Origin of the sequence: Rhodococcus sp. Chr-9, from assembly GCF_000801125.1 — a bacterium.
Taxonomy (GTDB): Bacteria; Actinomycetota; Actinomycetes; order Mycobacteriales; family Mycobacteriaceae; genus Rhodococcus; species Rhodococcus pyridinivorans.
Window position 1 is genome coordinate 1 of record NZ_JTIZ01000103.1, and the last position, 25,532, is coordinate 25,532.

Annotated in this window: 22 protein-coding genes; 6 read left to right on the forward strand and 16 right to left on the reverse strand. The window is 68.3% G+C overall.

The window, feature by feature from the left end; all coding sequences use genetic code 11:
* Positions 1-199 precede the first annotated feature (199 nt).
* From QR64_RS15050 to QR64_RS15065, 4 genes are read right to left on the reverse strand one after another with little or no spacing between them, the layout of a single operon-like run.
* Entirely contained in the window at positions 200-1,591 is a 1,392-nt protein-coding gene (locus QR64_RS15050) for a glutamate decarboxylase (protein ID WP_006554552.1), read from the reverse strand.
* A 54-nt stretch (positions 1,592-1,645) separates the two neighbouring features.
* Positions 1,646-3,010: a YhgE/Pip domain-containing protein gene (locus tag QR64_RS15055; RefSeq protein ID WP_039586012.1), complete on the reverse strand. Its 1,365-nt coding sequence runs from the start codon at positions 3,008-3,010 to the stop codon at positions 1,646-1,648.
* Between the two features lie 3 nt (positions 3,011-3,013).
* Positions 3,014-3,889, reverse strand: a complete 876-nt coding sequence (locus QR64_RS15060) for a hypothetical protein (protein WP_039586015.1) — start codon at positions 3,887-3,889, stop codon at positions 3,014-3,016.
* Between the two features lie 58 nt (positions 3,890-3,947).
* Positions 3,948-5,183, reverse strand: a complete 1,236-nt coding sequence (locus QR64_RS15065; protein WP_019288400.1) for an amidohydrolase family protein — start codon at positions 5,181-5,183, stop codon at positions 3,948-3,950.
* Positions 5,184-5,401: 218 nt separating this feature from the next.
* Between QR64_RS15065 and QR64_RS15070 the strand changes: the two genes are divergently transcribed.
* Positions 5,402-6,043: a hypothetical protein gene (locus QR64_RS15070; protein ID WP_033097737.1), complete on the forward strand. Its 642-nt coding sequence runs from the start codon at positions 5,402-5,404 to the stop codon at positions 6,041-6,043.
* A 37-nt stretch (positions 6,044-6,080) separates the two neighbouring features.
* Here QR64_RS15070 and ligA read toward each other — a convergent pair whose 3' ends face one another.
* From ligA to QR64_RS15110, 8 genes are all read right to left on the reverse strand, one after another.
* Positions 6,081-8,189, reverse strand: coding sequence for an NAD-dependent DNA ligase LigA (gene ligA / locus QR64_RS15075; RefSeq protein ID WP_039586017.1), 2,109 nt, complete (start codon positions 8,187-8,189; stop codon positions 6,081-6,083).
* Positions 8,190-8,226: 37 nt separating this feature from the next.
* Entirely contained in the window at positions 8,227-9,252 is a 1,026-nt protein-coding gene (locus QR64_RS15080; RefSeq protein WP_039586018.1) for a methionine synthase, read from the reverse strand.
* Entirely contained in the window at positions 9,249-10,328 is a 1,080-nt protein-coding gene (gene mnmA, locus QR64_RS15085) for a tRNA 2-thiouridine(34) synthase MnmA (RefSeq protein ID WP_033097734.1), read from the reverse strand. Before mnmA ends, QR64_RS15080 begins: the two co-directional genes overlap by 4 nt.
* Complete coding sequence (locus tag QR64_RS15090; RefSeq protein ID WP_039586022.1) at positions 10,325-11,560, reverse strand: cysteine desulfurase family protein; 1,236 nt, start codon at positions 11,558-11,560, stop codon at positions 10,325-10,327. The genes mnmA and QR64_RS15090 overlap by 4 nt, the downstream gene beginning before the upstream one ends.
* Before the next feature lie 58 nt (positions 11,561-11,618).
* Positions 11,619-12,422 (reverse strand): lysophospholipid acyltransferase family protein, encoded by an 804-nt coding sequence (locus tag QR64_RS15095; RefSeq protein ID WP_006554561.1) that lies wholly within the window; start codon positions 12,420-12,422, stop codon positions 11,619-11,621.
* Positions 12,423-12,505: 83 nt separating this feature from the next.
* Positions 12,506-13,336: a GNAT family N-acetyltransferase gene (locus QR64_RS15100; RefSeq protein WP_006554562.1), complete on the reverse strand. Its 831-nt coding sequence runs from the start codon at positions 13,334-13,336 to the stop codon at positions 12,506-12,508.
* 148 nt (positions 13,337-13,484) lie between these two features.
* Complete coding sequence (locus QR64_RS15105; protein WP_006554564.1) at positions 13,485-14,441, reverse strand: electron transfer flavoprotein subunit alpha/FixB family protein; 957 nt, start codon at positions 14,439-14,441, stop codon at positions 13,485-13,487.
* A 45-nt stretch (positions 14,442-14,486) separates the two neighbouring features.
* Positions 14,487-15,272, reverse strand: coding sequence for an electron transfer flavoprotein subunit beta/FixA family protein (locus QR64_RS15110; protein ID WP_006554565.1), 786 nt, complete (start codon positions 15,270-15,272; stop codon positions 14,487-14,489).
* 223 nt (positions 15,273-15,495) lie between these two features.
* On the opposite strand from QR64_RS15110, the gene QR64_RS15115 reads away from it, so the two are divergent.
* From QR64_RS15115 to QR64_RS15130, 4 genes are read left to right on the forward strand one after another with little or no spacing between them, the layout of a single operon-like run.
* Positions 15,496-16,296 carry a class I SAM-dependent methyltransferase gene (locus QR64_RS15115; RefSeq protein ID WP_006554566.1) on the forward strand — a complete coding sequence of 267 codons (801 nt, stop codon included), beginning with the start codon at positions 15,496-15,498 and terminating at the stop codon, positions 16,294-16,296.
* A 26-nt stretch (positions 16,297-16,322) separates the two neighbouring features.
* Positions 16,323-17,843 carry a glycoside hydrolase family 57 protein gene (locus QR64_RS15120; protein ID WP_039586065.1) on the forward strand — a complete coding sequence of 507 codons (1,521 nt, stop codon included), beginning with the start codon at positions 16,323-16,325 and terminating at the stop codon, positions 17,841-17,843.
* Complete coding sequence (locus tag QR64_RS15125; protein ID WP_006554568.1) at positions 17,840-19,087, forward strand: glycosyltransferase family 4 protein; 1,248 nt, start codon at positions 17,840-17,842, stop codon at positions 19,085-19,087. The genes QR64_RS15120 and QR64_RS15125 overlap by 4 nt, the downstream gene beginning before the upstream one ends.
* Positions 19,084-19,626: a GNAT family N-acetyltransferase gene (locus tag QR64_RS15130; RefSeq protein WP_024101406.1), complete on the forward strand. Its 543-nt coding sequence runs from the start codon at positions 19,084-19,086 to the stop codon at positions 19,624-19,626. The genes QR64_RS15125 and QR64_RS15130 overlap by 4 nt, the downstream gene beginning before the upstream one ends.
* 13 nt (positions 19,627-19,639) lie before the next feature.
* Here QR64_RS15130 and QR64_RS15135 read toward each other — a convergent pair whose 3' ends face one another.
* The gene (locus QR64_RS15135) at positions 19,640-21,142 is read right to left on the reverse strand and encodes an amidase (protein WP_039586025.1); all 1,503 of its coding nucleotides are present in this window, start codon (positions 21,140-21,142) and stop codon (positions 19,640-19,642) included.
* 34 nt (positions 21,143-21,176) lie between these two features.
* Positions 21,177-21,935 (reverse strand): acyltransferase, encoded by a 759-nt coding sequence (locus tag QR64_RS15140; RefSeq protein WP_033097730.1) that lies wholly within the window; start codon positions 21,933-21,935, stop codon positions 21,177-21,179.
* Between the two features lie 93 nt (positions 21,936-22,028).
* Here QR64_RS15140 and QR64_RS15145 point away from each other — a divergent pair, with 93 nt between their 5' ends.
* Complete coding sequence (locus QR64_RS15145; protein WP_033097729.1) at positions 22,029-23,345, forward strand: PQQ-binding-like beta-propeller repeat protein; 1,317 nt, start codon at positions 22,029-22,031, stop codon at positions 23,343-23,345.
* A 24-nt stretch (positions 23,346-23,369) separates the two neighbouring features.
* Here QR64_RS15145 and QR64_RS15150 read toward each other — a convergent pair whose 3' ends face one another.
* Positions 23,370-24,527, reverse strand: a complete 1,158-nt coding sequence (locus QR64_RS15150; protein WP_006554573.1) for a THUMP-like domain-containing protein — start codon at positions 24,525-24,527, stop codon at positions 23,370-23,372.
* On the reverse strand, positions 24,528-25,505 hold the full coding sequence (locus QR64_RS15155) for a class I SAM-dependent methyltransferase (protein ID WP_019288412.1): 978 nt from the start codon (positions 25,503-25,505) through the stop codon (positions 24,528-24,530).
* Positions 25,506-25,532 lie beyond the last annotated feature (27 nt).

Sequence of the window (25,532 nt, forward strand, 5' to 3'; positions counted from 1 at the left end):
TGACACGGGTTTCCGCTCAATCGGCATGAATGCCCGAGGTTAGCAGCCGGCGGGGGAAATGACGGATTTCGCCGGGATTCCGATCGCGCGCCAGGAATCACATCGAAGTAGTTCCGCACCTCCATTCACACGGTCCACGAACGGATTTCACGTCGGCGGGGGAGAAACTCGGTGAGCTTCTCCCCCGCTGCGACTTCGTTCAGTGTGCGAATGCCTGGTCGGTGTGGCCGCGACCGACACCCTCGCGGAGATACCCGACTACATCGGCGATGTCTTCACCGAGCTTGTGGGCGATGTCCCGGCTGAAGCCCTCGCGAAGCACGATTCGCAGGACCGCGACGTCCTCCGCGTCGGCCGGCATCGTGTAGGCCGGAACCTGGAATCCGCGGGCCCGCAATTCGTGGGAGATGTCGAACACCGTGAAGCCGGGGTCGCCCGTCACCTCGAAGGAGATGACCGGGATGGCGGAGCCGTCCGTGATGATCGCCATGTTCTCGATCTCGGAGATCTGCTTCGACAGCATGAGCGCGGTGTCGCGCAGGGTCTCCATGATCTGCGTGTACCCGGCGACACCGAGCCGGATGAAGTTGTAGTACTGGCCGATGACCTGGTTACCAGGACGCGAGAAGTTGAGCGTGAACGTCGGCATGTCGCCACCGAGGTAGTTGACCCGGAAGACCAGGTCCTCGGGCAGATGTTCCTTCGAGCGCCAGACGACGAAACCGATACCCGGATAGGTCATGCCGTATTTGTGACCACTGACGTTGATGGACACGACCCGCGGCACACGGAAGTCCCATTCGAGGTCCGGATGGAGGAAGGGCACCACGAAGCCACCGGAGGCGGCGTCGACGTGCAACGGGACGTCGGGACCGCCGGAGGCCGCGAGCTCGTCGAGCGCGGCGGCGATCTCCGCCACCGGCTCGAGTTCACCGGTGAAGGTGGTGCCGAGGATCGCGACGACGCCGATGGTGTTCTCGTCGACCGCTTCACGGACCTGCTCGGGGGTGATGACGTAACGGCCGGGCTCCATCGGCAGGTACTTCGGCTCGACGTCGAAGTAGCGGCAGAACTTCTCCCACACCACCTGCACGTTGCTGCCGAGCACCAGGTTCGGCTTCGACGCGTCCTTGCCGGCGGCCCTACGGGCCTCACGCCAGCGCCACTTGAGCGCGAGACCGCCGAGCATGACGGCCTCGGACGAACCGATCGTCGAGACGCCGGTGGCCGACGACGGATCGGCCGGATCGAGGTTCTCGGCGTGGAACAGGGCCGCGACCATGTTGACGCAGCGGGTCTCGATCTCCGCCGTGGCCGGATACTCGTCCTTGTCGATCATGTTCTTGTCGAACGTCTCGGCCATGAGACGACCCGCCTGCGGATCCATCCACGTGGTGACGAAGGTCGCCAGGTTGAGCCGCGAGCTGCCGTCGAGCATCAACTCGTCGTGTATGAACTGGTACGTCGCCTCCGGATCGGTCTCCGACTTGGGAAGTCGCAGAGCAGGAATCGGGTCGGTACCGAGTCTGCCGGTGAAGGCAGGTGCGAGTGTCTCGGCTGGAGCATTGGACTCTGACATGGTTTCCTCCATTTCCCGCATCGAACACTCGTCGATCCGGTGACTTCAGGACATACGGGGCGGCTCTCACACCTCGATCGGCGGGTACAGCCTCTCCATCGTGTAGCGGCGGTTGCGCCGAACCGACAGGGCACTCAGCGTCAACGATACGAGCAGGATTCCGGCCAGGACAGCGATTGCGATCCACAATCGCGAATCGATGTTCTCGGCGACGGTGAGCTGCCGCAGACCGTTGACGGTGTAGGTCATCGGGTCGAACGGGTGGATGTACTGGAACGGCTTCGCCGTGGTCGGCACGGGGTAGATACCGCCGGCCGAAACCAGTTGCAGCATCAGGAAGGCCAAGGTCACCACCCGACCGACGGCGACGCCGAAGATCGCATTGAACGCTTGGATCATGGCCAGATACGTTGCGGAGATCAACATCAGGAACAGGATCGTCCCCACGACGTGCTTCACGTCCAGTCCGACGCCGAAATGGACGACCGTGTACATCACGACCACCTGCAGGATGCCTACCAGCAGAGCCGGCCAGTACGACGCGAGGACCGTGCGGTAGGCACCGAGTCCCGCGACGGTGGGCCGCGACTGCAACGGGGTGAGCAGCATCCAGGTGATGATGCCGCCGACGAACAGGGCGAGCGACAGGAAGAACGGGGCGAAACCGGTACCGAAGGTGGGTGCCTCGTTCGTGTAGTTCTGTTGCAGAGCAACCGGAGTCGACAACGTCTCGGCGGTGGCGGTGCGTTGTTCGTCCGTCCAGTTCGGCACCTGGGTGGCACCCTGGCTCAGGGCCTGCGCGAGTTCCTGCGAACCCGACTGCAACTCGACCATGCCCGAGGACAGCTCTCCTGCTCCGTCGGCCAACTGGACACTGCCGTCGGTGAGTTGGACGAGACCGGAGTTCAGCGTGGCGGCACCGGAGCTCAGTTCGTCGACACCGCTGCGGAGTCGGTTCACGTCCGCCGCCAGTCCCCCGTTCGACAACGTCGCCAGGGCTCCCTGTAGCGGACTGTTCGGGTTGCCGAGTTGATACTCGAGTTGTTCGGCACCTGCCTGCAGACGCATGATCTCAGCGGCTTCGGTGAAACTCTCCGGAATCGTGATGGTGTAGTAGTACTTTCCGTCGGCCAGACCCGCGACAGCGTCCTCTTCCGACACCTCCGCCAGATCGAGCTGACCGGATGCGATGAGGGACTTCACGACCTGATCGCCGGCGTCGACCTGTTCCCCCGTCGACGAACGACCGGTGTCGTTGTTGACGATCGCCGCGGGAATCTTGTTCACCGCACCGAATGGATTCCAGAAGGCCCACAGGTACATGGCCCCGTACAGCAACGGCATGAGAATGATCGTCGCGATCGCGATGCGCGGCATCGTGCCGCGGAAGTATCGCTTCGAGTCGCTACCGAGAGAGACGCCTGCGAGCACTCGTCACTTCCTCTTCGTCAGGACGCCGATGTCACCGGGTCCGAGCAGATCGTGCATGTCAACCACGGCCCGTACCCCGCTATCGGGGTCGACGGGGTTCACGTCGCCGATGATCACCGCCTGGTTCTCACCGAGCGCGACGAGCCGGCCGAGCAGGGTGGCACGTTCGACGTCGTCGGCGATCCGATCGATCCGGCCCACCACCAGCAGTGGTGGACGCCGGGTGTTCGCCACCGAGATCCGCAGGAGCAGTTGCTGGAGTTCGGGAAGGTCGTCGACGAACGCCTCGAGCGGTGGCAGCGGTACGTCGCCGAAGATCTCCTCGCACATCTCGGCGATACCGTCCTCACGGACCCGCGGAACGAACTTGTACCACGGGGAATCCCACCGCTTCTGCTCGGTGACGAGATCGCGCACGGTGACCGACGGGCGTACCTCGTCGAGCTCGTTCATGCACGCAATCGCCGACCGCGCGATGATCTTCTGCGGTCTGTCCTCGCCGAGAACCGTCAGCGATCCCCGGGTCAGTCGCATGCGACCGCACAGAGCCATGAGCAACGCGGTACGCGCAGCACCGGCCTGCGCGGCCAGAACCGTCACTCCCCCGGCGTCGAGGTCCAGGTCGAGGGGGCCGAAGACATGGCCCCAGGGTCCGTGGAGTTCGATCCCGCGCGCCGACACGAGTGTGCCCGGCGTCTGCCGGGCGGTTGCCCGCTGCACGACCGGAGCGCCGTACGGCGGAGTCCCGACATCATCCGGTTCGGCTGTGCCCACCGGCGTTCCGCCGTAGTTTCCGTCCACGACGAAGGGATCCTCGAGCTGCTCGTCCGACAACTCGTCCCAGGCCTCTGCGTCGCTGTGCTGCCCGTAGTGAGTCACCGACTGTCCTTGCGCCGAGCGAGTGGGGTGTGGTGCCGTGTCCGATGCGCTGCCACGGTCACAGGCTGTTCTTGACGACGTGGCCGTTCTTCACAATGACCGACAGGTTCTTTGCTGGATCGGCGATCAGACTCAGATCCTCGAGCGGGTTGCCGTCGACGAGGAGCACGTCCGCCCAGGCGCCCTTGTCGATCACACCCCATCGGGCCTGACGGTAGGGATCGCGTTCGCCTGCGAGCCGGAACAGTTCGGCGTTTCCGGAGGTGAGCATCCGCAGCGCGTCGAGGTTGCTGTAGTGGTCGCCGAGCCGCGCGGCCATCTCGCTCTGGCGCGGCGCGATCTGCGGCTCGAGCAGCAGGTCGGTTCCCCAGGCCGTCTTCACGCCGTGCTTCTGCGCCCACTCGTAGACGTGGTCGGTGCCGGTGCAGATCTGCTTGTCCTTCTCCGCGCGATCCGGGTCGGGATAGTGGTGGTCGCCGAGCGCGAAGGGCTGCATCGACAACCACACCTCCTTCTCCGCGAGCAGTGCGACGGTCTCCTCGTCGGCGAGGTGGCCGTGCTCGATCGACTTCACCCCGGCCGCGACCGCGCGGCGGATCCCGGTGACGTTGTAGACGTGGGTGGCCACGTACGTGCCGTAGTCGGATGCGGCCTGGACGGCGGCACGCAGTTCTCTGTCGATGAACTGGACGGTGTACAGCGGGTCGTACATGGACGCCGCTCCGCCGCCGACCATCAGCTTGATCTGCGATGCACCTTTCTTGAGTTGCTCGCGCACGGCTGCGAGGACCCGGTCCTCACCATCGGCGACCCGCATGAAGCCGATCTGTTCGGCGCGGGCCTGATCCCCACCGAGGGCTGTGGGGCATTCGTAGACGAAGCCGAAGTCGCCGTGCCCGGACGTCTGCGAGATCGCGGCCTGGGACGGGTAGATGCGGGGACCGTCGAACAATCCCCGGTCGATCACCGATTTGATGCTGCCGGTGTCGCCGGCCATGTCGCGGACGGCGGTGAAGCCGCGCAGCAGCATGTTGCGGGCCTCGGCGAGGCCGTTGAGCGCGATGTGCGCTTCACTGCCCATCACCATGTCGATGTAGGAGTTCGCGTTACCGACGAGGTGGACGTGCGCGTCGGACATGCCGGGCATGAGGACACGCCCGCCGCCGTCGATCACGTCGGTCTCGCGGCCGGGTTCGTCGCCGATCGGCGATTCGGATACGGCGACGATGCGGTCTCCGTCGATCAGTACGTCGCCGGTGACGAGCTCTCCGGAAACTCCGTCGAAAACTCGCACATTACGAAAAAGAAGGCGCTGAGTGGACTTACCGGTTTCCGTCATGGCTGGGACGCTAACGCGCATCGAACACGACTTCCGACCAACCGAAAGGATCCCGAACCAATTCACCCCAACCGTTCACCCTTTTCGAAAGTTCGTTCTGAGCTGCACCTATTCGATCGGATAGTTTCTTTTGAAAACACAAAAATTTCCGATCTTCGACTTACACTGCGCCAATGCTGATTCACCCGACATTGCGCATGCAGTCCTGGGGATTCGTCATCGGCGCCGCCCTGTTCGCATTGGGTTCGGCGCCCGGAATTGCGACGCTTCTCGGCACCGCCGGTGCAAATACTTCGTTCTTCGTGGGTTCCTGGTTCTTCACGGGTGCAGCATTCGTCCAATTGATGCTCAGTGGGCCGGCCACCGTCACGGACAAGGGCAGCCCGGCGATCCGCGCCGACTGGCTCGCGTCGCTGATCCAGTTCATCGGTACGCTGTTGTTCAACGTCAGCACGGGAGCCGCACTGCACGCCCACACCGTCAAGGGTGAGGAGCACCTGGTGTGGAACCCCAATCTCGAAGGTTCCCTGTGCTTTCTGGTGTCGAGCGCGATCGCGTGTGCAGTCCTCTGGCGAGCGGGCTCGCATTGGGCGCCGCGCTCGAAGGACTGGATCAGCGGGTGGCTGAACATGCTCGGGTCGATCGCTTTCGGGGTCTCCGCCGTCGGTTCGTTCGTCCTCGACGACGGAAACACCCTCGACCCGAGCCTTGCCAACGCCGGCACGTTCGTCGGGGCGATCTGCTTCCTGCTCGCCGCGGCGGTATTCCTCGGGAGGCGCAGCGCCGAGGAACCGGAATCCGCAACGGCCTCCTGAGAATTCGCCGGCAGGGCACCTGCCGGCGGAGAGCGTCTCAGTTCTCCCCTTCGCGCCCTTCGAGATAGGCGCGAGCGGCGTCGGGCCCCTCGTCGAGCAGGATCCGGAAACCGTCCTCGTCGAGCACGGGTACTCCGAGATCGGCGGCCTTGTCGGCCTTCGAACCCGGGTTGTCGCCGATGACGACGAAAGCCGTCTTCTTCGACACCGATCCGGCGGCCTTGCCTCCGCGCGCGAGGACGGCCTCCTTGGCCTGGTCGCGGGAGAATCCCGCGAGCGTGCCCGTAACCACGATCGACAGTCCTTCGAGGGTTCGCGGGATCGATTCGTCGCGTTCGTCGGCCATCCGCACACCCGCTGCCGCCCACTTGTCGACGATCGCGACGTGCCAATCGACGGTGAACCAGTCGGTCACCGCCGCGGCGATCGTCGGTCCGACGCCCTCGACGGCCGCGAGCTCGTCGACGGACGCGGCCCGGATCCGGTCGAGGCTGCCGAACTCGGTGGCCAGCGCACGCGCAGCGGTCGGTCCGACGTGCCGGATGGACAGGGCGACCAGCACGCGCCAGAGCGGCTGTTCCTTCGCCTTGTCGAGGTTCTGCAGCAGACGTTCGCCGTTCTTCGACAGCACGCCCTTGGTGGTGCGGAAAAACGCGATGCGTTCGAGGTCTTCCTTCGTGAGCGAGAACAGGTCGCCCTCGTCGGCGATGATCTTCCCCTCGAGCAGCGCCGTGGCCGCCTCGTAGCCGAGGGCTTCGATGTCGAACGCTCCCCTGCCCGAGACGTGGAAGACCCGCTCGCGCAATTGCGCCGGGCACGACCGCGAGTTGGGGCAGCGCAGGTCGACGTCGCCCTCCTTCGCCGGGGCAAGGGTGGTTCCGCATTCGGGGCACTGCGTGGGCATCTCGAAGGCGTACTCGGAACCGTCGCGCAGGTCGACGACCGGGCCGAGGACCTCCGGGATCACGTCGCCGGCCTTGCGGATGACCACGGTGTCGCCGATGAGCACGCCTTTGCGCTCCACCTCGGACGCGTTGTGCAGCGTCGCCAGCGAGACGGTGGACCCGGCGACGGTGACCGGCTCCATGTAGGCGAAGGGGGTCACGCGTCCGGTGCGCCCGACACTGACGCGGATGTCGAGGAGCTTGGTGGTGACCTCCTCCGGCGGGTACTTGTAGGCGATCGCCCACCGTGGGGCGCGGGACGTGGCACCGAGGCGTCGGTGCAGCCCCATGTCGTCGATCTTGACCACCAGGCCGTCGATCTCATGTTCGATGTCGTGGCGGTGTTCGCCCCAGTAGCGCATCCGCTCGACGACCGCCTCGGCGCCCTGCACGCGAACAGTGTGCGGTGAGACGGGCAGGCCCCAGGCCGCGAAGGCCGCGTAGGCGTCGGATTGCGAGCGGGGTTCGAAGCCCTCCATGCGGCCGTAGCCGTGGCAGTACATGCGCAGACGCCGGCGCGCGGTGACGGCCGGGTTCTTCTGCCGCAGGGAACCGGCGGCGGAATTGCGGGGATTCGCGAAGGGCGGCTTGCCTTCGGCCACCAGCCCGGCGTTGAGGGTCTGGAAGTCCTCGAGCCGGAAGAACACCTCGCCGCGCACTTCGAGCAACGTCGGGATCGGGTATTCGGCGGTGCCGGTGAGCTTTTCGGGAACGTCGTCGATCGTGCGGGCGTTGAGGGTGACGTCCTCCCCGGTGCGTCCGTCGCCGCGGGTGGCCGCGCGGACGAGTTTGCCGTTCTCGTAGACGAGGCTGAGCGCCACGCCGTCGATCTTCACCTCGCACAGATAATCGGGGTGAGTGCCGGTCTCGACCTCGGCGCGCGAGAGCCACGCGCGCAGTTCGTCCTCGTCGAAGACGTTGTCGAGGCTGAGCATCCGTTCGAGATGCTCGACGGCACCGAATTCGGTGGCGAAGCCGCCGCCGACCAGCTGGGTGGGCGAATCCGGCGTGCGGAGTTCGGTGTACTGATCCTCGAGTGCCTGCAGTTCGCCGAGGAGCGCGTCGAACTGACCGTCGGAGATGATGGGGGCGTCGCGCACGTAATAACGGAACTGATGCTCGCGCACCTGTTCGGCGAGATCCTGCCAGCGCTCACGCGCCTCCGGAGGAGCGGTGATGGGTGCGTCCGTCGGTTCACTCACAGCCTGCAAGCCTAGTCGAGGGGACCGACCGGAATACTCAGAGCGTGTCGGCTTCCTCAGCGAAGGCCGACGCGACGTCGCGCAACGAACGCAGAGCGGCCCGTGCCCCCTCCGTGGAGGCCGAGGCCAGCCCGCAGACCGGGCTCACCGCCACCGATTGCAGCACCTTCCTGGGGAACCCGAGCCGGTCGATCAGCTCGACGGCCGGTGCCGCGTACTCGCGCCAGCCCGTCGAGGCCGGTGCGGTGGCGGGCACGAGTCCGAGTATCGGGACCGTGCCCGAGTCGAACAGTTCCCCGAGTCCGTCGAGGTCGGAGCGTCGCACGCCTCCGACGTCGAAGGCCACAGCGTCGGCAGCGCTGCGCCGCAGGAAGTCGGCCGGGAAGGTGCCCGCGCAGCAGTGCACCGCGACGGAGAGCCCAGTGCCCCGAATCGTCGTGTCGAGCACGTCCAGCGCTTCCGGGTCCGGCACGGCAGGGACGGTCTCGAGGACGGTCCGGCCCTTCAGCGTTCCGGCGAGCACATCCGGCAGCGACGGTTCGTCGAGTTGCGCGACCACCTGAACCCCGAGCCGGCGGGTGATCTCGGCGGCGTGTCGGGCCAGGCCCTCCGCGAGCGATTCGGCCAGGTCGCGAACGGCGCCGCGGTCGGTGAGCACCCGGCGTCCCGTGGCGAGTTCGACGTGGGCGGCGAGGGTGAGCGGCCCGGCAGCCTGCACCTTCACGGGGCGGCCGGCATCCAGCCCGGCGCGTTCCCAGGCCTCCTCGAGCGCATCGAGGTCCTGGGCGAGCAGGTCGCGCGCCCGGGCGGCCACACCGCCGCGTCGCGACACGAGGCGGTAACCAGTGGTCGAGGTGTCGAGGTACATGTCGACGAGCAGGGCGCTGACCCGCCCGATCATGTCGGCACCGAGGCCGCGTGCCGGCAGTTCGACGAGGTGGGGCAGATCCGTGAGTTCGCCGACGACGACCGCCGCGGCCTCGCGCGGGTCCGTCCCGGGCCACGAACCGATGCCTGTCGCGAGACCGGACCACACCTCGCGGCCGGTGGCAGGTGCCGTCACCGGTCCCCTGCCGCGATGGTTCCGCTGCCGAGGACGATGTCGCCCGCAGCGTCGGACCGGTACAGCACGGCGGCCTGACCGGCGGCGACACCGGTGAGCGGTTCGCGCAGCGAGATCTCGATGCCCGGACCCACCGCTTCGGCGACGGCCGGGGCCAGGCCACCGTGAGCGCGGACCTGGACGACGCACTCGATCGGTCCGACAGGAGCGGTGCCGGAGGTCCACACGGCGCGTTCGGCCCGGATCGACTCGACCTTCAGCTGTTCGGCGCTGCCGACCCGGACGGTGCCGCTCTCCGGTTCGATCGCGGTGACGTAGCGGGGGCGTCCGTCCGGTCCGGGCCCGGCGATACCGAGTCCCTTGCGCTGGCCGATGGTGAAACCGTGCACGCCCTCGTGCTGCGCGAGCACCTCACCCGAACGGTCGTCCACGACGGCGCCGGGACGCACACCGATGCGGGCACCGAGGAAGGCGCGGGTGTCGCCCGACGGGATGAAGCAGATGTCGTGGCTGTCGGGCTTGTTCGCCACAGCGAGTCCGCGCTCGGCGGCCTCCTCGCGGATCCGGCTCTTGGGGGTGTCGCCGACGGGGAACACCGCGCGCGACAACTGCTGCGCCGTGAGCACGGCGAGTACGTACGACTGGTCCTTGTCGGCGTCGACGGCGCGGCGCAGCACCCCGTCGTTCAACTGCGCGTAGTGACCGGTGGCGACGGCGTCGAAGCCGAGCGCGACGGCACGGTCGGCCAGCGCCGAGAACTTGATCTTCTCGTTGCAACGCAGGCACGGGTTCGGGGTCTCACCGGCGGCATAGGACGCGACGAAGTCGTCGATCACGTCCTCCTTGAAGCGGTCTGCGAAATCCCAGACGTAGAAGGGAATTCCGAGCACGTCGGCGGCGCGGCGAGCATCGCCGGCGTCCTCCTTCGAGCAGCATCCGCGCGAGCCGGTGCGCAGTGTGCCCGGCGCGGCCGACAACGCGAGATGCACTCCCACGACGTCGTGTCCGGCCTCGACCATGCGGGCGGCGGCGACCGCCGAGTCCACACCGCCGCTCATTGCCGCAAGAATCCTCATCTCCGGTCACCTCCTCGTCCACCGGCGCTCGCCAGTCCGGCGGCGCGAGCCCTGTCCACCACGGAAGGGAGAGTTTCGATCAGTTTGTCGACGTCACTGCGGGTTGTGGTGTGCCCCAACGAGAATCGGAGCGAACCGCGTGCCGTGATCGGGTCCGCCCCCATCGCGACGAGTACGTGACTCGCGCGCGCGACCCCGGCGGTGCACGCCGAACCGGTCGAGCATTCGATACCGGCCGCGTCGAGCAACATCAGCAGCGAGTCGCCTTCGCATCCGGGGAACGTGAAGTGCGCGTTGTTGGGCAGTCGTCCGACCTCGCGAGGACCGTTGAGGATCGCGTCGGGGATCGCCGCCTCGACACCCGCGACAAGAAGATCGCGCAGGTGCGCGAGTTCGGCGGTGCGGCCGGGCAGATCCGAGGTGACCTCGCGCAACGCCGCGGCCATCGCCACGATGGACGCGGTGTCCTGCGTCCCGGACCGCACGTCGCGTTCGTGGCCCCCACCGTGGGCGAGCGGCACGCACGGTACCTGCCTGCCGAGCAGCAGCGCTCCCACTCCCTGCGGACCACCGAACTTGTGAGCGGCCAGGGTCAGTGCCGACAGTCCGCTCGCGGTGAAATCGACTGGGAGATGCGCGACCGCCTGCACGGCGTCGCTGTGCATCGGGACGTCGAACTCGGCGGCGACCGCAGCGAGTTCGGTGATCGGCATGACGGTGCCGACCTCGTTGTTCGCCCACATCACGGACACGAGGGCGACCTCGTCGGCGTGGCGCGAGAGTTCCTCGCGGAGCGTGGTGGGATCGACGCGGCCGGAGCCGTCCACCGGCAGCCACGTCACCTGGGCATCCTCGTGCTCGACGAGCCATTCGACGGCGTCGAGCACGGCGTGGTGTTCGACCGCGCTCGCGAGGATCCGGCGACGCCGGGGGTCCTGGGCGCGGCGACCCCAATAGATGCCCTTGACGGCCAGATTGTCGCCCTCGGTGCCACCGGAGACGAAGATCACCTCGGAGGGCCGGGCGCCGAGGGCGGCCGCAATCGACTCCCGCGACTCCTCGACGCGCCGGCGCGCTGCGCGCCCCGATCCGTGCAGGGAGGACGCGTTTCCGACGGTGGCGAGGACCGACGTCATCGCCTCGACGGCCGCAGGAAGCATCGGCGACGTCGCGGCGTGATCGAGGTAGACGGTCGTGGAGGTACCGGAGGGACCGGCGGCGGGCGAGGTCATGACCGATCCAGGATAGCGGGTCGGCGCAGGTGCCCGCCGCGCTCAGGGGGGTCGCCCGTCAGGCGGCGTCCACCGTCCGTGCCGTTCCACCGGCCGGTGAGCCGCCGACCGGCAGGAATGTCACGGCCTCGACCGGGCGCTCGGCACGGACCGCGCGGGCGCATCGGGCTGCGAGATCGTGCCGGTCCCGACCCGGATGTTCGAGCGGAGCGAGCACGACTTCGACGACGACACCGCGGTTCCGGATCATCCGCCGGATCGAGGAACCGATCGTCTCGTCACCGACGAAGGCCGGCGCGGCGGTGAGGTCTCCCCCGCGCTCGCCGTATCGCAGGCCGACGGGCTGGACGGGGCACTGCGCGTCCACGGCCGCCTGCAGCAGGGCGGGGCGGAAACCGCCGTGGGACCGTCCGCATCGCGTCGTGCCCTCGGGGAAGACGGCGACGCACCCGCCCTCCAGCAAGCGGGTGCGTACTCGCTCGATCACGGCGGGCAGCAGTCGCAGTCGTTCCCGTTCGATGGGGATGACACGCATCCGGCGTGCGAGCGCGCCCAGCAGGCCCCAGTCGAGCAGGTCCGCTCGTGCGACGAACTCCGCGGGAGCGACTGCGGTGAGGACGAGGACATCCGTCCACGAGATGTGCGGTGCAACGACGAGCACGCCCCCTGCGCGCGCCCGTCGGTCACGCCGATCGTCGATCGTCGGACGGATGCCTACGCACCACAACAACAGGCGCGCACTGCGCCGCACCGTGCTCTCCCGACGCGCCGCGGGAATCATCCGTCCTGCCAGCAGGAGCGGCACCACCGTCAGCACGACCGCGACCGTCGCGATGCGCAACCACACCGTCGGCAGACCCACACGATCCGTCCCGTCCGGCAGGCACCGGATCCCGCACGGACTCGACGGCATCCACGCGTGCACCCGTGTCGTACCGACCCGAGTCACCGCGACCCCCGCTCGGCACGCTCGGCGGCCGCGCGCAGGCGGGCGAGATAGCGGGTGTCCGCCCGGTCCACGGCTAGTATCGCGACGAAGTCGGCGACCCCGAAGTCCGGATCGTGGGCCGGTTCACCACAGATCCGGGCACCGAGCCGCAGGTATCCGCGCAGGAGCGGCGGGACCACGGGACGCGGCAACGGAGCGATCTCGTCGAGCGGGTGGCCTTCGACCATCACGGGATTCAGCGGTCGGACCCGCGCTGCGGGTTCGACGGCGTGTCGTTCGAGCAGCAGGTCGCGCACGGCCCGAACGTTCGACGCCTCGGGTTCGTCGGGCGTCGTGCGCATGGGCACCGAGACGCATCCGACGACCTCGTTGTGTCCGGTCGCCTCGAGATAGTGCAGGATGCCGGCCCACATCAGGGTGAGGACCGATCCGGAACGGTGGGCTGGATCGACGCAGGCCCTGCCCATCTCCACCAGGCCGCGCCCGTGTGGGTCGAGTGCGGAGAGATCGAATTCGGTGGCGGTGTAGTACCCACCGGCCTCGCGGGCGGCTTCGGGCGGCAGCATCCGGTAACAGCCGACGACGTCGTCGGTGACCCGATCGCGCACCAGCACGTGGTCGCAGAACTCGTCGAACCGGTCGGCGTCGGATCCGCCCCCCGCATCGGGGATCCGGAAGCCGGGTTCACCGGAGAAAACCCGGTACCGAAGGCGTTGCGCAGCCAGGCGATCCGACGCTTCCGTCGACACGACGAGGGAGTAGCGGGGGCCGGACAGGACGGGAGCGGTGAACCCACTCGGGCGGTACAGCACCGGCGATGTGGTCATGCCCCAAGGTGTAACGACCGTGGGAGGCGCGCCGGCGGCGACGGGGTGTCGCGGCGATGCATCGCCGATGAACACTCCCGCAGAACGCACGCGGCCCCGCTCCTTTCGAAGGAGCGGGGCCGCGCAGGGATCGATCTGCCGGAGCGGATCAGCCCTTGTGCTTCTTGACCTCCTCGGTCAGCTGCGGAGCGACGTTGAACAGGTCGCCGACGACGCCGTAGTCCGCGATCTCGAAAATCGGGGCCTCTTCGTCCTTGTTGACGGCGACGATGGTCTTCGACGTCTGCATGCCGGCGCGGTGCTGGATGGCGCCGGAGATGCCGAGCGCGACGTACAGCTGCGGGGAGACCGTCTTACCGGTCTGACCGACCTGGAACTGGCCCGGGTAGTAGCCCGAGTCGACGGCGGCGCGGGAAGCACCGACGGCGGCACCGAGCGAGTCGGCGAGCTCCTCGACGACGGAGAACTTGTCGGCCGAACCGACACCGCGGCCACCGGAGACGACGATCGACGCCTCGGTCAGCTCCGGACGGTCGCCGCCGACGATCGGATCGCGCGAGACGATCTTCACGGCGTTCTCTTCCTGGGCCGGAACCTCGACGGCCACACGCTCGGCGGCGGCAGCCTCGGGCTTGGCCTCGATGGCGCCCGGGCGGATGGAGATCACGGGGACCTCACCGTTGGCCTTGGCGTCGACGGTGAACGCGCCACCGAAGATCGAGTGCACGGCGGAGCCGTCGGCCTTGACGTCGACGACATCGACGAGCAGACCGGAGCCGATGCGGGCGGCGAGGCGGCCCGACACCTCCTTGCCTTCGACGGACGCGGCGGTGATGACGGCGGCGGGGCTGGTGGACTCGACGAGCGACGCGAGGACGTCGACCTTCGGGGTCACCAGGTAGTTGTCGACGTCTTCGGACTCGGCGGCGTAGACCTTGACCGCACCGGCGGCGGCGAGGGCGTCCTGCAGCGCGTCGGCGGTGCCGGGGGCACCTGCGACGACGGCGGAGGGCTCGCCGAGCACACGCGCGGCGGTGATGAGTTCGGTGCTGACCTTCTTGAGCGCGCCCTCGGCATGCTCGACGAGCACGAGTACTTCTGCCATTACTACTTCTCTCCTAGATATGTCAGATGTTGTCGCGGGGCGCGATCAGATGATCTTCTGGCCGACCAGGTACTGAGCGATCTTGCTGCCGCCGTCGCCCTCGTCGGTGACGCGCTCACCCGCGGTGCGCGGGGGCTTCGGAGTCACACCGGTGACGGTGGACGCAGCGTTCGCAACACCGAAGATCTCGGGATCGAGACCGATGTCGGCGAGGGTGAGGGTCTGAACTTCCTTCTTCTTCGCGGCCATGATGCCCTTGAAGGAGGGGAAGCGGGGCTCGTTGATCTTCTCGGTGACCGAGACGATGGCGGGGAGCGGAGCCTCGATGCCGAAGACGCCCTCGTCGGTCTCGCGCTCGCCGGCGGCCTTGCCGTCCGCGATCGTGAGCTTGCGCAGGTGCGTCAGGTGAGGCAGGCCCAGGTACTCGGCGATGATCGCGGGCACGGCGCCCACGCGACCGTCGGTGGCCTCGTTACCGGCGATGACCAGCTCGACACCCTCGATCTGGCCGAGCGCAGCGGCGATCGCGTACGCGGTCTGGATCGAGTCGGAGCCGTGCATGGCGGGATCGTTGAGGTGGATCGCCTTGTCGGCGCCCATGGACAGCGCCTTGCGGATGGCGTCGGTGGCGCGGTCCGGGCCGGCGGTCAGAACGGTGACCTCACCGCCGTCGCGCTCCTTGATGAGCAGAGCTTCCTCGACGGCGCGCTCGTTGATCTCGTCGAGCACGGCGTCGGCGGCCTCACGGTCGAGCGTGTAGTCGCCGTCGCTGAGCTTGCGCTCGGACCACGTGTCGGGGACCTGCTTGATCAAAACGACGATGTTCGTCATGGGTCTGCGTCGACCTCCTGTGTGTAGCTGCCTTTGGTCGGCAAGGCGCTGCCTGAACCGAGCACTCGTGTCTTTCGCACGGCGTGTGCGATAGATTATCAGCCGCTAAGTTACCAGTCAGTAACTTGACGGGATTCCCGGTTCACCATAGCCGTACGGAAGGACGACGAAACCTGTGATCTGGAACACCGGAGACCACCCCTCCGGGGAGAGGTCTAATGTCGTGGCGGTGAGCGACACCCCCGCCCGCGCCGATGACGCGCACGCCCTCCCCCTCACCGGCGAACGGACGGTCCCCGGCATCGCCGAGGAGAACTATTGGTTCCGACGTCACGAGGTCGTCTACCAGAACTTTCTCCCCCGTTGCGTGAACCGGGCCGTGCTCGAGGCCGGCGCCGGCGAAGGCTACGGGGCCGACATGATCGCCGATGTGGCGACGCGCGTGATCGGCCTCGACTACGACGAGAGCGCCGTCGCACACATCCGCGCGCGCTACCCCCGCGTGGACATCCGGCACGGAAACCTCGCCGAACTTCCCCTCGAGGACGAATCGGTCGATACGGTCGTGAACTTCCAGGTGATCGAGCATTTGTGGGATCAGACACAGTTCCTACGCGAATGTCACCGCGTTCTCACCCCCGGCGGCGAATTGCTCATCAGTACTCCCAACCGGATCACCTTCTCCCCCGGCCGCGACACCCCGCTCAACCCCTTCCACACCCGTGAGCTGAACGCCGCCGAACTGACCGAACTGCTCGAGGACGCCGGCTTCCGCGTCGAACTCATGACCGGCGTGCACCACGGCCCCACGCTGCGCGCACTCGATGCCAAGCACGGCGGATCGTTCATCGACGCCCAGATCGAGCGCGCCCTCGCCGGGCAGCCGTGGCCGGACGATCTCACCGCCGACGTCGCGATGGTCTCCACCGACGACTTCGCCATCGTCCCCGAGAACATCGATGCGAGCCTCGATCTGGTCGCGATCGCCGTGAAGGACCCCGCAGCGAAGGACACCGCTCCGTGAGTGCCGCATCGTCCCGCGAACCCGGGATGTTCGCGCTCGTCCTCCACTCCCACCTCCCGTGGCTCGCCCACCACGGCCGGTGGCCCGTCGGCGAGGAATGGCTCTACCAGTCGTGGGCAGCGACCTATCTGCCCGTCACCGACGTGCTGCGGCGGCTCGCCGCCGAAGGCCGAACCCGGATGCTCACACTCGGCATCACCCCGGTACTGGCCGCGCAACTCGACGACCCGCACTGCCTCGCCGGGATGCACCACTGGCTCGGCAACTGGCAACTGCGCGCGCACGAGGCGGCCGGCATGCGGGAGGAGTCCTACCGCGCACTCGGCGCCCGCGAGCACCGCGCCGCCACCGCGGCACTGGAGGACTTCGAAACCCAATGGCGCCACGGCGGATCCCCCGTCGTGCGGCAGCTGATCGACGCCGACGCGATCGAACTGCTCGGTGGGCCTCTCGCCCATCCGTTCCAGCCCCTCCTCGACCCGCGACTGCGCACCTTCTCGTTGTCCGAAGGTCTCGCCGACGCGCACGCCCGCTGGAACCATCGCCCCCGCGGCATCTGGGGCCCGGAATGCGGTTACACGCCGGGCATGGAGAACGATTACGCCGCAGCGGGAGTCGAGCACTTCATGGTCGACGGTCCTGCGCTGCGCGGCGACACCTCGCTCGGCCGCACGGTCCGCGACTCGGACGTCGTGTGTTTCGGCCGCGACCTGCAGGTCTCGTACCGGGTGTGGTCGCCGAAGTCCGGCTATCCCGGCCACTCCGCCTACCGCGACTTCCACACCTACTGCCACGACACCGGACTCAAACCGTCCCGCGTCACGGGCCGCACGGTGCCCTCGCACGAGAAGGCGCCCTACGATCCCGAACTCGCGTCGCACGCCGTCGACCGGCACGTCGCCGACTTCGTCGAGACCGTCCGGCAGCGATTGCGCAGCGAATCCGGCCGCATCGGCCGGGACGCACTCGTCGTCGCGGCCTTCGACACGGAACTGTTCGGCCACTGGTGGTTCGAAGGTCCGATCTTCCTCGAACGACTGCTCCGCGCGCTTCCCGAGGCCGGCATCGAGGTGGGAACCCTCGCCGATGCCCGCGACCGCGGATACGTCGGCGCCTCCGTCGATCTCGAGAATTCGTCGTGGGGTTCGGGCAAGGACTGGCGGGTCTGGGCCGGCGACCAGGTCGCCGATCTCGTGCGTCTCAACGACGAGGTGGTGCGCACGACCCTCGACAGCATCGACAAGTCCCGCGAGCAGAGCATGTCGTCGGTCGCGCTCCGCAACCGCGTGCACGACCAGATGGTGCGCGAAGCGCTGCTGACGGTCTCCAGCGACTGGGCGTTCATGGTCAGCAAGGACACCGCCGCCGCCTATGCCCGCGACCGCGCGCACAAACACGCCCACGCCCTGCGTGAGATCGCCGAGGCGGTCGACTCCGGACGCACCGAGACGGCACGGCGTCTGGCCGACGGATGGAACCGCGCCGACAATCTCTTCCCAGGACTCGACGCCCGACGACTGCCCGGACGCCACGGAGGCCCGCGATGAAGATTCTGCTCGTCTCATGGGAGTACCCACCCGTCGTCGTTGGCGGCCTGGGCAGACACGTCCATCATCTCGCCACCGAACTCGCCGCGGCGGGCAACGAGGTGGTGGTGCTGTCACGTCGCCCGACCGGCACCGATGCGTCGACCCACCCCACGATCAGCCACATCGCCGACGGCGTGCTCGTGGTGGCGGTCGCGGAGGACGCACCCCACTTCGACTTCGGCGAGGACATGATCGCCTGGACGCTGGCGATGGGCCACGCGATGGTCCGCGCCGGGATCGGGCTGACCCGCGGCGGCATCGGCGAAGGTTGGTATCCGGACGTCGTCCACGCCCACGACTGGCTCGTCGCCCACCCCGCGATCGCGCTGGCCGAGTACTTCGACGTGCCGCTCGTGTCGACCCTGCACGCGACCGAGGCCGGTCGCCACAGCGGTTGGCTGTCGGGCCGGATCAACCGCCAGGTGCATTCCGTCGAGTGGTGGCTCGCCAACGAATCCGACCGTCTCATCACGTGTTCGGCGTCGATGCACGACGAGGTCACCGAGTTGTACGGTCCGGACCTGCCGGAGATCTCCGTGATCCGCAACGGCATCGACATCACCACCTGGTCGTACCGCGACCGCGAACCGCGTCCCGGGCCGGCACGACTGCTGTACGTCGGCCGCCTCGAATACGAGAAGGGTGTGCAGGACGCGATCGCCGCGCTCCCCCGCATCCGCCGCTCGCATCCCGGCACGACCCTCGTGGTCGCCGGTGAGGGCACCCAGTTCGAGTGGCTGCGCGAGCAGGCACGCGTACACCGCGTCGCACGCTCGGTGAGTTTCCTCGGCAACCTCGACCACACCGAACTGCTCGGCTGGCTGCACGGCGCCGACGCGATCGTGCTGCCGAGCCGCTACGAGCCGTTCGGCATCATCGCCCTCGAGGCCGCCGCAGCGGGTACCCCGCTCATCGCGTCCACCGCCGGCGGCCTGGGCGAAGCCGTGGTCGACGGCGTGACCGGACTGTCGTTCCGGCCCGGCGACGTGGCCGGACTCGTCTCGGCCGTCCGGGAAACCCTCGACGATCCCGAGGCCGCCCGAGTGCGCGCGCGGGCGGCCCGGGCACGACTGACCGACGACTTCGACTGGCGCCGCGTCGCCGAAGAAACCGCGCAGGTCTACTCGTCGGCGAAGCGGCGGGTGCGTCACCCGCTCGCACGCCCCACTGTCCCCCAACGTCCCCTCCCGGACCGCGGATGAACGAGCAGCACACGCTCCAAATCGAGCGCCTGGCACCGCACGAATCCGATATCGTCGCCGTCACCGCACTGCTCAACGCGGTCTACGCGGTGGCCGAGGACGGCATGTGGGTACCGGGCACCACACGGACCGACACGGACGAGATCACCCGATATGCGCGGGAGGGCAGCATTCGCATCGCCCGCTCGCACGGCCGGGTGGTCGGCTGTATCCGCGTGACCCCGGTCGACGCGACGACGGCCGAGTTCGGGATGCTCGCCTCCGACCCGAAGGTCCGCGGCACAGGCGTCGGCCGCGTCCTGATCGACACCGTCGAGACGGAGTTCGCCGAGCGAGGTTTCGAGGCAATGCAACTCGAGGTGATCCGTCCGCGCGACACCTCACACGAGTCCAAGGTGTTCCTCGACCGGCTCTACACCCGGCTCGGGTACGTGCCGGAGGAGCCCGCGCCGCTCGATACGCGCCATCCGGAACTCGTTCCGGCTCTTGCGGTCCTATGTGAAACGGTCGTCTACCGGAAGCCACTGGGCCGACCCTGAGTCGACCTTCGACTCACGAGGTAGCGGACAACTCGGCCGGAGCGAGCGGCGACTGCCGATCGAACCACGGCCGGGCCTGTTCGAGTTCGCCTGCGAGGGCGAGGAGCACACTCTCCCCACCGAGTGGGCCGACGAACTGCACCCCGAGCGGCAGACCGGACACCGTCCAGTGCAACGGCACCGAGATCGCCGGGCGCCCGGTGATATTGGCCAGCTGCGTGTAGGGGGTGCGCCCCAGATTGTCGTCCACCACCCGGTCGATGAAACCGGCCCGGGTCGCGATCCACGCGGTGCGGGTACGCAGGAGCGCCTCGCCGGCACGCCGCATCCAGCGGGGCGTGTCGAGTTCGCCGATGCGCGACGGCGGGAAGGCGAGTGTCGGCGTGAGCAGCAGATCGTAGCGTTCGTGGAACTGCGCGAGACCGCTCGCGTACTCGGCCCAGCGGGCATGGGCCGCAATGTAGTCCGACGCCGAGGTCGCCTTGCCCACGGCGGCGATGATGCGGGTGTCGAACTCGAAGTCCTCGGGTCGTGCTCCGGTGAGGCGGCAGGCCTCGGCGACCTCCGCGGCAGCCGTGGCGAACCACATGATGAGGAAGTCCTCTGCGAGACGCCGTTCGTCGATACCCGTCGAGGCGGGTTCGACGTGATGGCCGAGTTCCTCGAGCACCGCGACGGCAGCGTCCACCGCGGCCTTCGCCTCCGGATCGACCGGCGTCCCGATCGGTGACGCGGTCTCGTATCCGATCCGCAACCGCTTCGGCGCCGAGCGCGCGGCCTCCGCGTACGACCGGGCACGCTCGACGAGATACGGCCCACCCGCGTACGGGCCCGCCATGACGTCGAGGAAGGCAGCGGCGTCGCGCACCGTCCGGCAGATCACCCCGTTGGTAGCCGCGCCGTGCAGCGGTTCCCCGCCGCGCATACCGGTGGGCACGAGTCCGCGTCCGGGCTTGAGCCCGAGGAGCCCGCAGCAGGCGGCGGGAATGCGGATGGAGCCGCCGCCGTCGCTCGCTCCCGCCGCGGGAACGACGCCGGCCGCGACCGCCGCGGCGGAACCACCCGATGACCCGCCCGGCGTCACCGACGGATCCCACGGGTTTCGGGTGGCCCCGAACGCCTCGGGCTCGGTGATGCCCTTCGCCCCGAACTCGGGGGTGTTGGTCTTGGCGAACGGGACCAGGCCGGCTCCGAGCCACCGGTCGACGATCACCGAGTTCTCGTCCATCGGCAGGTCCGCGAGGACACGGGACCCGCACGAGGTCGGCTCACCGGCCAGATCCTGCCCCAGATCCTTGAGCAGGAACGGCACCCCGGCGAACGGACCGTCGAGCGGTTCGCGTGCCAGGACCCGGGCCTTGTCGTCGAGCCTGCGGACGACGGTGTTCAGTGTCGGTTCGACCGTGTCGAGCCGCGCGATCGCGGTCTCGAGCAACTCGCTCGCCGATACCTGCCCCGTCGCGACGAGTTCGGCCAGGCCAGTCGCGTCGTGACTCCGATACTCCGAGTAGTCCATCTGCTGTCCCCCGACAGTGTCCCGGCCCGCGTCGCTACTGGGGGACGCCCGCGGGCGTGTCTACCGACTTCTTCCGTGCGATATCTGCGAGCGCCGCTTCCCGGGCGGCACGCTCGGCAGCGGCGCTCTCCCACGCCACCTTACGGTTCTTCACGACCTTGGCGGGCGAACCCACCGCGATACTGAAATCGGGGATGTCTCCCTTGACGACCGCGTGCGCTCCGAGCACCGAACCGCGGCCGACCCGGGTGCCGCGGAGCACGGTGACCTTCGCGGCGATCCAGGTGTCCGGACCGATCCGGACGGGGCTCTTGACGATGCCCTGGTCCTTGATCGGGTAGGTGATGTCCTCGGTGCGGTGGTCGAAGTCGCAGATGTAGCACCAGTCTGCGACCAGCGTCGACGCGCCGATCTCGATGTCGAGATAGGTGTTGACGACGTTGTCCTTGCCGAAGACGACCTTGTCGCCGATCCGGAGCGAACCCTCGTGGCAGCGGATGGCGTTGCCGTCGCCGATGTGGACCCAGCGGCCGATCTCGAGGCGCGACAGTTCGGGCGTCGCGTGGATCTCGACGTTCTTGCCCAGGAAGACCATGCCGCGCAGCACCACGTGCGGATTGGCCAGCCGGAACTTCGCCAGGCGGTAGTACCGGACCAGGTACCAGGGCGTGTACGCCTTGTTGTCCAGCACCCATTTCAGAGAGGACAGCGTCAGGAATCGTACCTGTTCGGGATCCCTCCGACGGGACCCGCGCCACCTCGCCGTCAGAGGTGCACCCCACATGCTCGTCATAGGGGCAGCCTACGGTCCGCCTCGTTCGCGGCTCACGACCCCCGGCCCGATACGCTGACACGTCGAATCGTTCGCCTGTGGAGGAGTTGAGTGATGCGGGGTGTCCTGCGGACCGCGGTCCCGGCGCTGACGGTGGTCTTCGCGCTGAGCGCGTGCGGCGGTGGGGCCGGCACCGACGACGTGTTGTCGAGCGGTGGCTGGCCGGGACGGCACTCCGATGCCCGCAACAGCAACACCGCGACCGCCGAGAGCGTCGACGACCTCGCGCCCGGCTGGACGCGTCCGCTGGGCGGCCCGGTCGGCTCCCCCGCCGGGATCGCGGCCAACGGCCAGGTCTCGGTGGCGGCCGCGACGGAGGCCGGATGCAATCTGTTCTCCTTCCAGATGGACACGGGCCGCAAGCGCTGGTGCACGCGTCTCGCCCCGGCCGTCACGACGATCACCCCCGTCTCCGACGGCGTCGCGAACATCTACGTCGGTGAGGACGGCGGACTGCTGTCGTTCAACGAGCACGGCCAGCGTCGCTGGCGCATTCCCGTGAGCGGCAGCCCCCGCAGCGCACAGTTCACCTCCGACGGAAGCCTGTTGGTGGTCACGCATTTCGGTCAGGTCAACGTCGTCGACCCGCAGACGGGACAACTCGAGGCACCGCTGTTCGATCTGGTGCCGGTGCCGACCCTCGAGGACGGGCAGAACCTGCCGCGACTCGCGAGTGATCACGGCCTCCCCGCCTGCTTCGGGGGCTCGGAGGACTGCCCGGTCGCCACCACCCCGGCCGTCGACACCGCCACCGACCGTGTCTTCGTCACCGTGTGGCGTCCGGGTTCGGACAGGTCGGCGCTCGTGGCGCTGCGCTACACGGCCGGTGACGACGCCGTGGTCATCGAGGAGTGGTCGGTACCCGACCTCCCCGGAGGTGCGGTGACGAGTCCGGTTCTGTCTGCTGACGGTTCGACCGTCTACGTCCACGACGGGGAGGGTGCCCTGTGGGCGCTCGACGCCGAGACAGGCGAAGCGCGATGGACCCACGAGACCGGCCGTCCCACGGCGCTCGGTCCCGCCGTCACCGAGGACGGACTGCTGCTCCTCGCGTCGGCCGACGGCAGCGCCCCGCTGACGGCCCTGCGCGACGGCGGCGACAGCGTCGAAGTCGAGTGGGAGCGGGCGGACGTGACTCCGTACGGTGCGCCGGCGGTGACCGCCGACGGCCGGGCCTATGTGGTCGTCGACGGCGATCGGGGTCTCGCAGCGGCGGTGCTCGATCTCGCGGACGGAGCGACGATGGAGGAGGAACCCCTCGATCCCGCCACCGGACTGCCGGTCGGCACCGGCGTCGGCCCGGGCGGGGAGTTCGTGATCACGACCCTCGACGGGGACGTGGTGGTGCTGCGCGAACCGCAGTCCGTGTGAGGACGGCCGCCCGTGTGAGGGCGGTCAGCGCGACGGCGTGCAGACGAAGGCTTCCGGCGTCCGGCCGATGCGGGTGAGCACCACGCTGAGCGAGGCCGACCCGCGCAGTTTCAGGCGCGGACGCAATACCGCCGGGTCGACGTCGACGCCGCGCACGAGGATCTCGACCGCGCCGCAGTCGTGGCGGGCGAGCGCCTGACGGAGTGTCTTCTCGCTGTACTTGAGACGCTCGACGATCCGGAAACCCCGTACTCCGTCGGGCAGGCTGTCGCCGGTGAGATAGGCGATCCGCGGGTCGAGTTGCCACAGTCCGTGGGCTGCCGCGTAGTGGCGGACGAGACCGGCGCGCACGATCGCGCCGTCGGGGTCGACGATCCACTCCCCCGGCTCCCGTTCCGGAATGTCGTCGTCCGCGGCGTCGGTGATCTCGAAACCGGTTCCGTCCGAACGCAGTACTGCAGCCCGTCGGCGCACGCCGGGAGTGCTCAATCCCGGCGAGTACAGGCACGCTTCGCGGACTCCACCGTCGAGCGAGACGACCTCGACCTCACCGGCCCAGTCGAACGAGTCGAAATCCAGTCCCGGTGCGCACTTCACGGCGAGATCGCGGCCCGCGTAGGCGTCGAGGAGATCGGGCAGCGGTGGTTGCAGCGCGGCCGGATCGTGGGTCCGTCGCCCGCCCGAACGGCGTGCGGGATCGGCGATGACGGTGGTGCCTCGCGTGACCGGACGCAGGGCGTCGGCGCGCAGGAGGTACGCCCCGGGGACGTTGTGCGCGGCCATCGCCAGCCGCACGTCGTCGAGATCGCTGCCGATCACGGTCTCGGCGACCCCGACGAGTTCAGTGAGCTCGGCGCCGATCGAACACGTCACGTCGTGCACTGTGCGCCCTCGCAACCGCTTCGCGCGGTGGGCCGCGACGCGCGTGGGCGTGGACTGCTGCAGAGCGTCGTCGGTGAGCACCCACTCGCCGCCGCCGGCGATCTTCGCCTCCGTCTTGCGCCGCAGGATGACGGTTTCGACCAGCATTCCGGCACGATCGCCGAAACGCGTACGCGCCCAGCCGATGTCGGCGAGGCGCGTACGCGTCGACAGCTCCCGGTCGGCGACGCTCGCGAGAGCGTCGCGGCCGTCGTCCGACGTCAGGTACTCGACGTCGGCGAGGGTGAAGTCGTAACCCAACTACTTGCCGGGCTTCACACCGGTGATCATGACGTTGTAGAAGAAGCTACGGGGCACGACGTGCTCGAGGATGTTCTCGTCGACCCAGCTCAGCGCCTTCCAGCCACCGAAGGCGAACTTCGCCCAGTTCCAGCCCAGCTTCTCCTGCGGGACGGCGGCCTCGAAGGTGCGCACCGGCCAGCCGAGCAGGGCCGCGGCGAACTCCTCGCTCGACGCCTTGACCTCGACGGCTCCGGCCGAGGAGGCCAGCTTCTCGAGATCGGAAGGATCGAAGGTGTGCAGATCGACGACGGCCTCGAGGGCGGCCGCGCGGGACGACTCGTCGAGCTCGGTCTGCGGACGACGCCAGTCGCGCAGGAAAGGCAACTTGGTGATGTTGGTGGTGGCCTCCCACGTGACCCGGCCGAGCATGCGGGCGTAGAAGTTGCCGATCGTGCTGGGCTCACCGGCGAAGACGAAACGGCCGCCGGGCTTGAGCACGCGCAGCACCTCGCGCAGCGACTGCTCGACGTCCGGGATGTGGTGCAGCACGGCATGGCCGACCACGAGGTCGAAGGTGTCGTCGTCGTACGGAATGGTCTCGGCGTCGGCAACGCGGCCGTCGACGTCGAGGCCGAGATTCTCGGCGTTGCGGAGCGCGACCTTCACCATGCCGGGCGACAGGTCGGTCACCGAACCGGTCTTCGCGACCCCACCCTGCATGAGGTTGAGGAGGAAGAAGCCCGTGCCGCAGCCGAGTTCGAGTGCGCGCTCGTAGGGCAGCGGCTGATCGCCGGCCGCGGCGACGAACCGCCCCTTGGCGTAGTCGATGCACCGCTCGTCGTACGAGATGGACCATTTCTCGTCGTACGTCTCGGCTTCCCAGTCGTGGTAGAGCACCTGGGCTAGCTTGGTGTCCTCGAGCGCGGCTGCGACCTCTTCGGCAGTGGCGTGCGGATTCGGCGCGGGGTCGACCCCGTCGGTCCTGCTGGCAGTCATGCGGTGATCCTACTCATCGGTAAGCTG

Excerpts from the sequence above, each read along its gene's own strand:
- QR64_RS15070 (WP_033097737.1), top strand. The coding sequence starts at position 5,402 with ATGCTGATTCACCCGACATTGCGCATGCAGTCCTGGGGATTCGTCATC.
- QR64_RS15090 (WP_039586022.1), bottom strand. The coding sequence starts at position 11,560 with ATGACCTCGCCCGCCGCCGGTCCCTCCGGTACCTCCACGACCGTCTAC.
- QR64_RS15130 (WP_024101406.1), top strand. The coding sequence starts at position 19,084 with ATGAACGAGCAGCACACGCTCCAAATCGAGCGCCTGGCACCGCACGAA.
- QR64_RS15105 (WP_006554564.1), bottom strand. The coding sequence starts at position 14,441 with ATGGCAGAAGTACTCGTGCTCGTCGAGCATGCCGAGGGCGCGCTCAAG.
- QR64_RS15100 (WP_006554562.1), bottom strand. The coding sequence starts at position 13,336 with ATGACCACATCGCCGGTGCTGTACCGCCCGAGTGGGTTCACCGCTCCC.
- QR64_RS15125 (WP_006554568.1), top strand. The coding sequence starts at position 17,840 with ATGAAGATTCTGCTCGTCTCATGGGAGTACCCACCCGTCGTCGTTGGC.
- QR64_RS15140 (WP_033097730.1), bottom strand. The coding sequence starts at position 21,935 with ATGACGAGCATGTGGGGTGCACCTCTGACGGCGAGGTGGCGCGGGTCC.
- QR64_RS15155 (WP_019288412.1), bottom strand. The coding sequence starts at position 25,505 with ATGACTGCCAGCAGGACCGACGGGGTCGACCCCGCGCCGAATCCGCAC.
- QR64_RS15135 (WP_039586025.1), bottom strand. The coding sequence starts at position 21,142 with ATGGACTACTCGGAGTATCGGAGTCACGACGCGACTGGCCTGGCCGAA.
- QR64_RS15110 (WP_006554565.1), bottom strand. The coding sequence starts at position 15,272 with ATGACGAACATCGTCGTTTTGATCAAGCAGGTCCCCGACACGTGGTCC.
- QR64_RS15120 (WP_039586065.1), top strand. The coding sequence starts at position 16,323 with ATGTTCGCGCTCGTCCTCCACTCCCACCTCCCGTGGCTCGCCCACCAC.
- QR64_RS15050 (WP_006554552.1), bottom strand. The coding sequence starts at position 1,591 with ATGGAGGAAACCATGTCAGAGTCCAATGCTCCAGCCGAGACACTCGCA.
- QR64_RS15145 (WP_033097729.1), top strand. The coding sequence starts at position 22,029 with ATGCGGGGTGTCCTGCGGACCGCGGTCCCGGCGCTGACGGTGGTCTTC.
- mnmA (WP_033097734.1), bottom strand. The coding sequence starts at position 10,328 with ATGAGGATTCTTGCGGCAATGAGCGGCGGTGTGGACTCGGCGGTCGCC.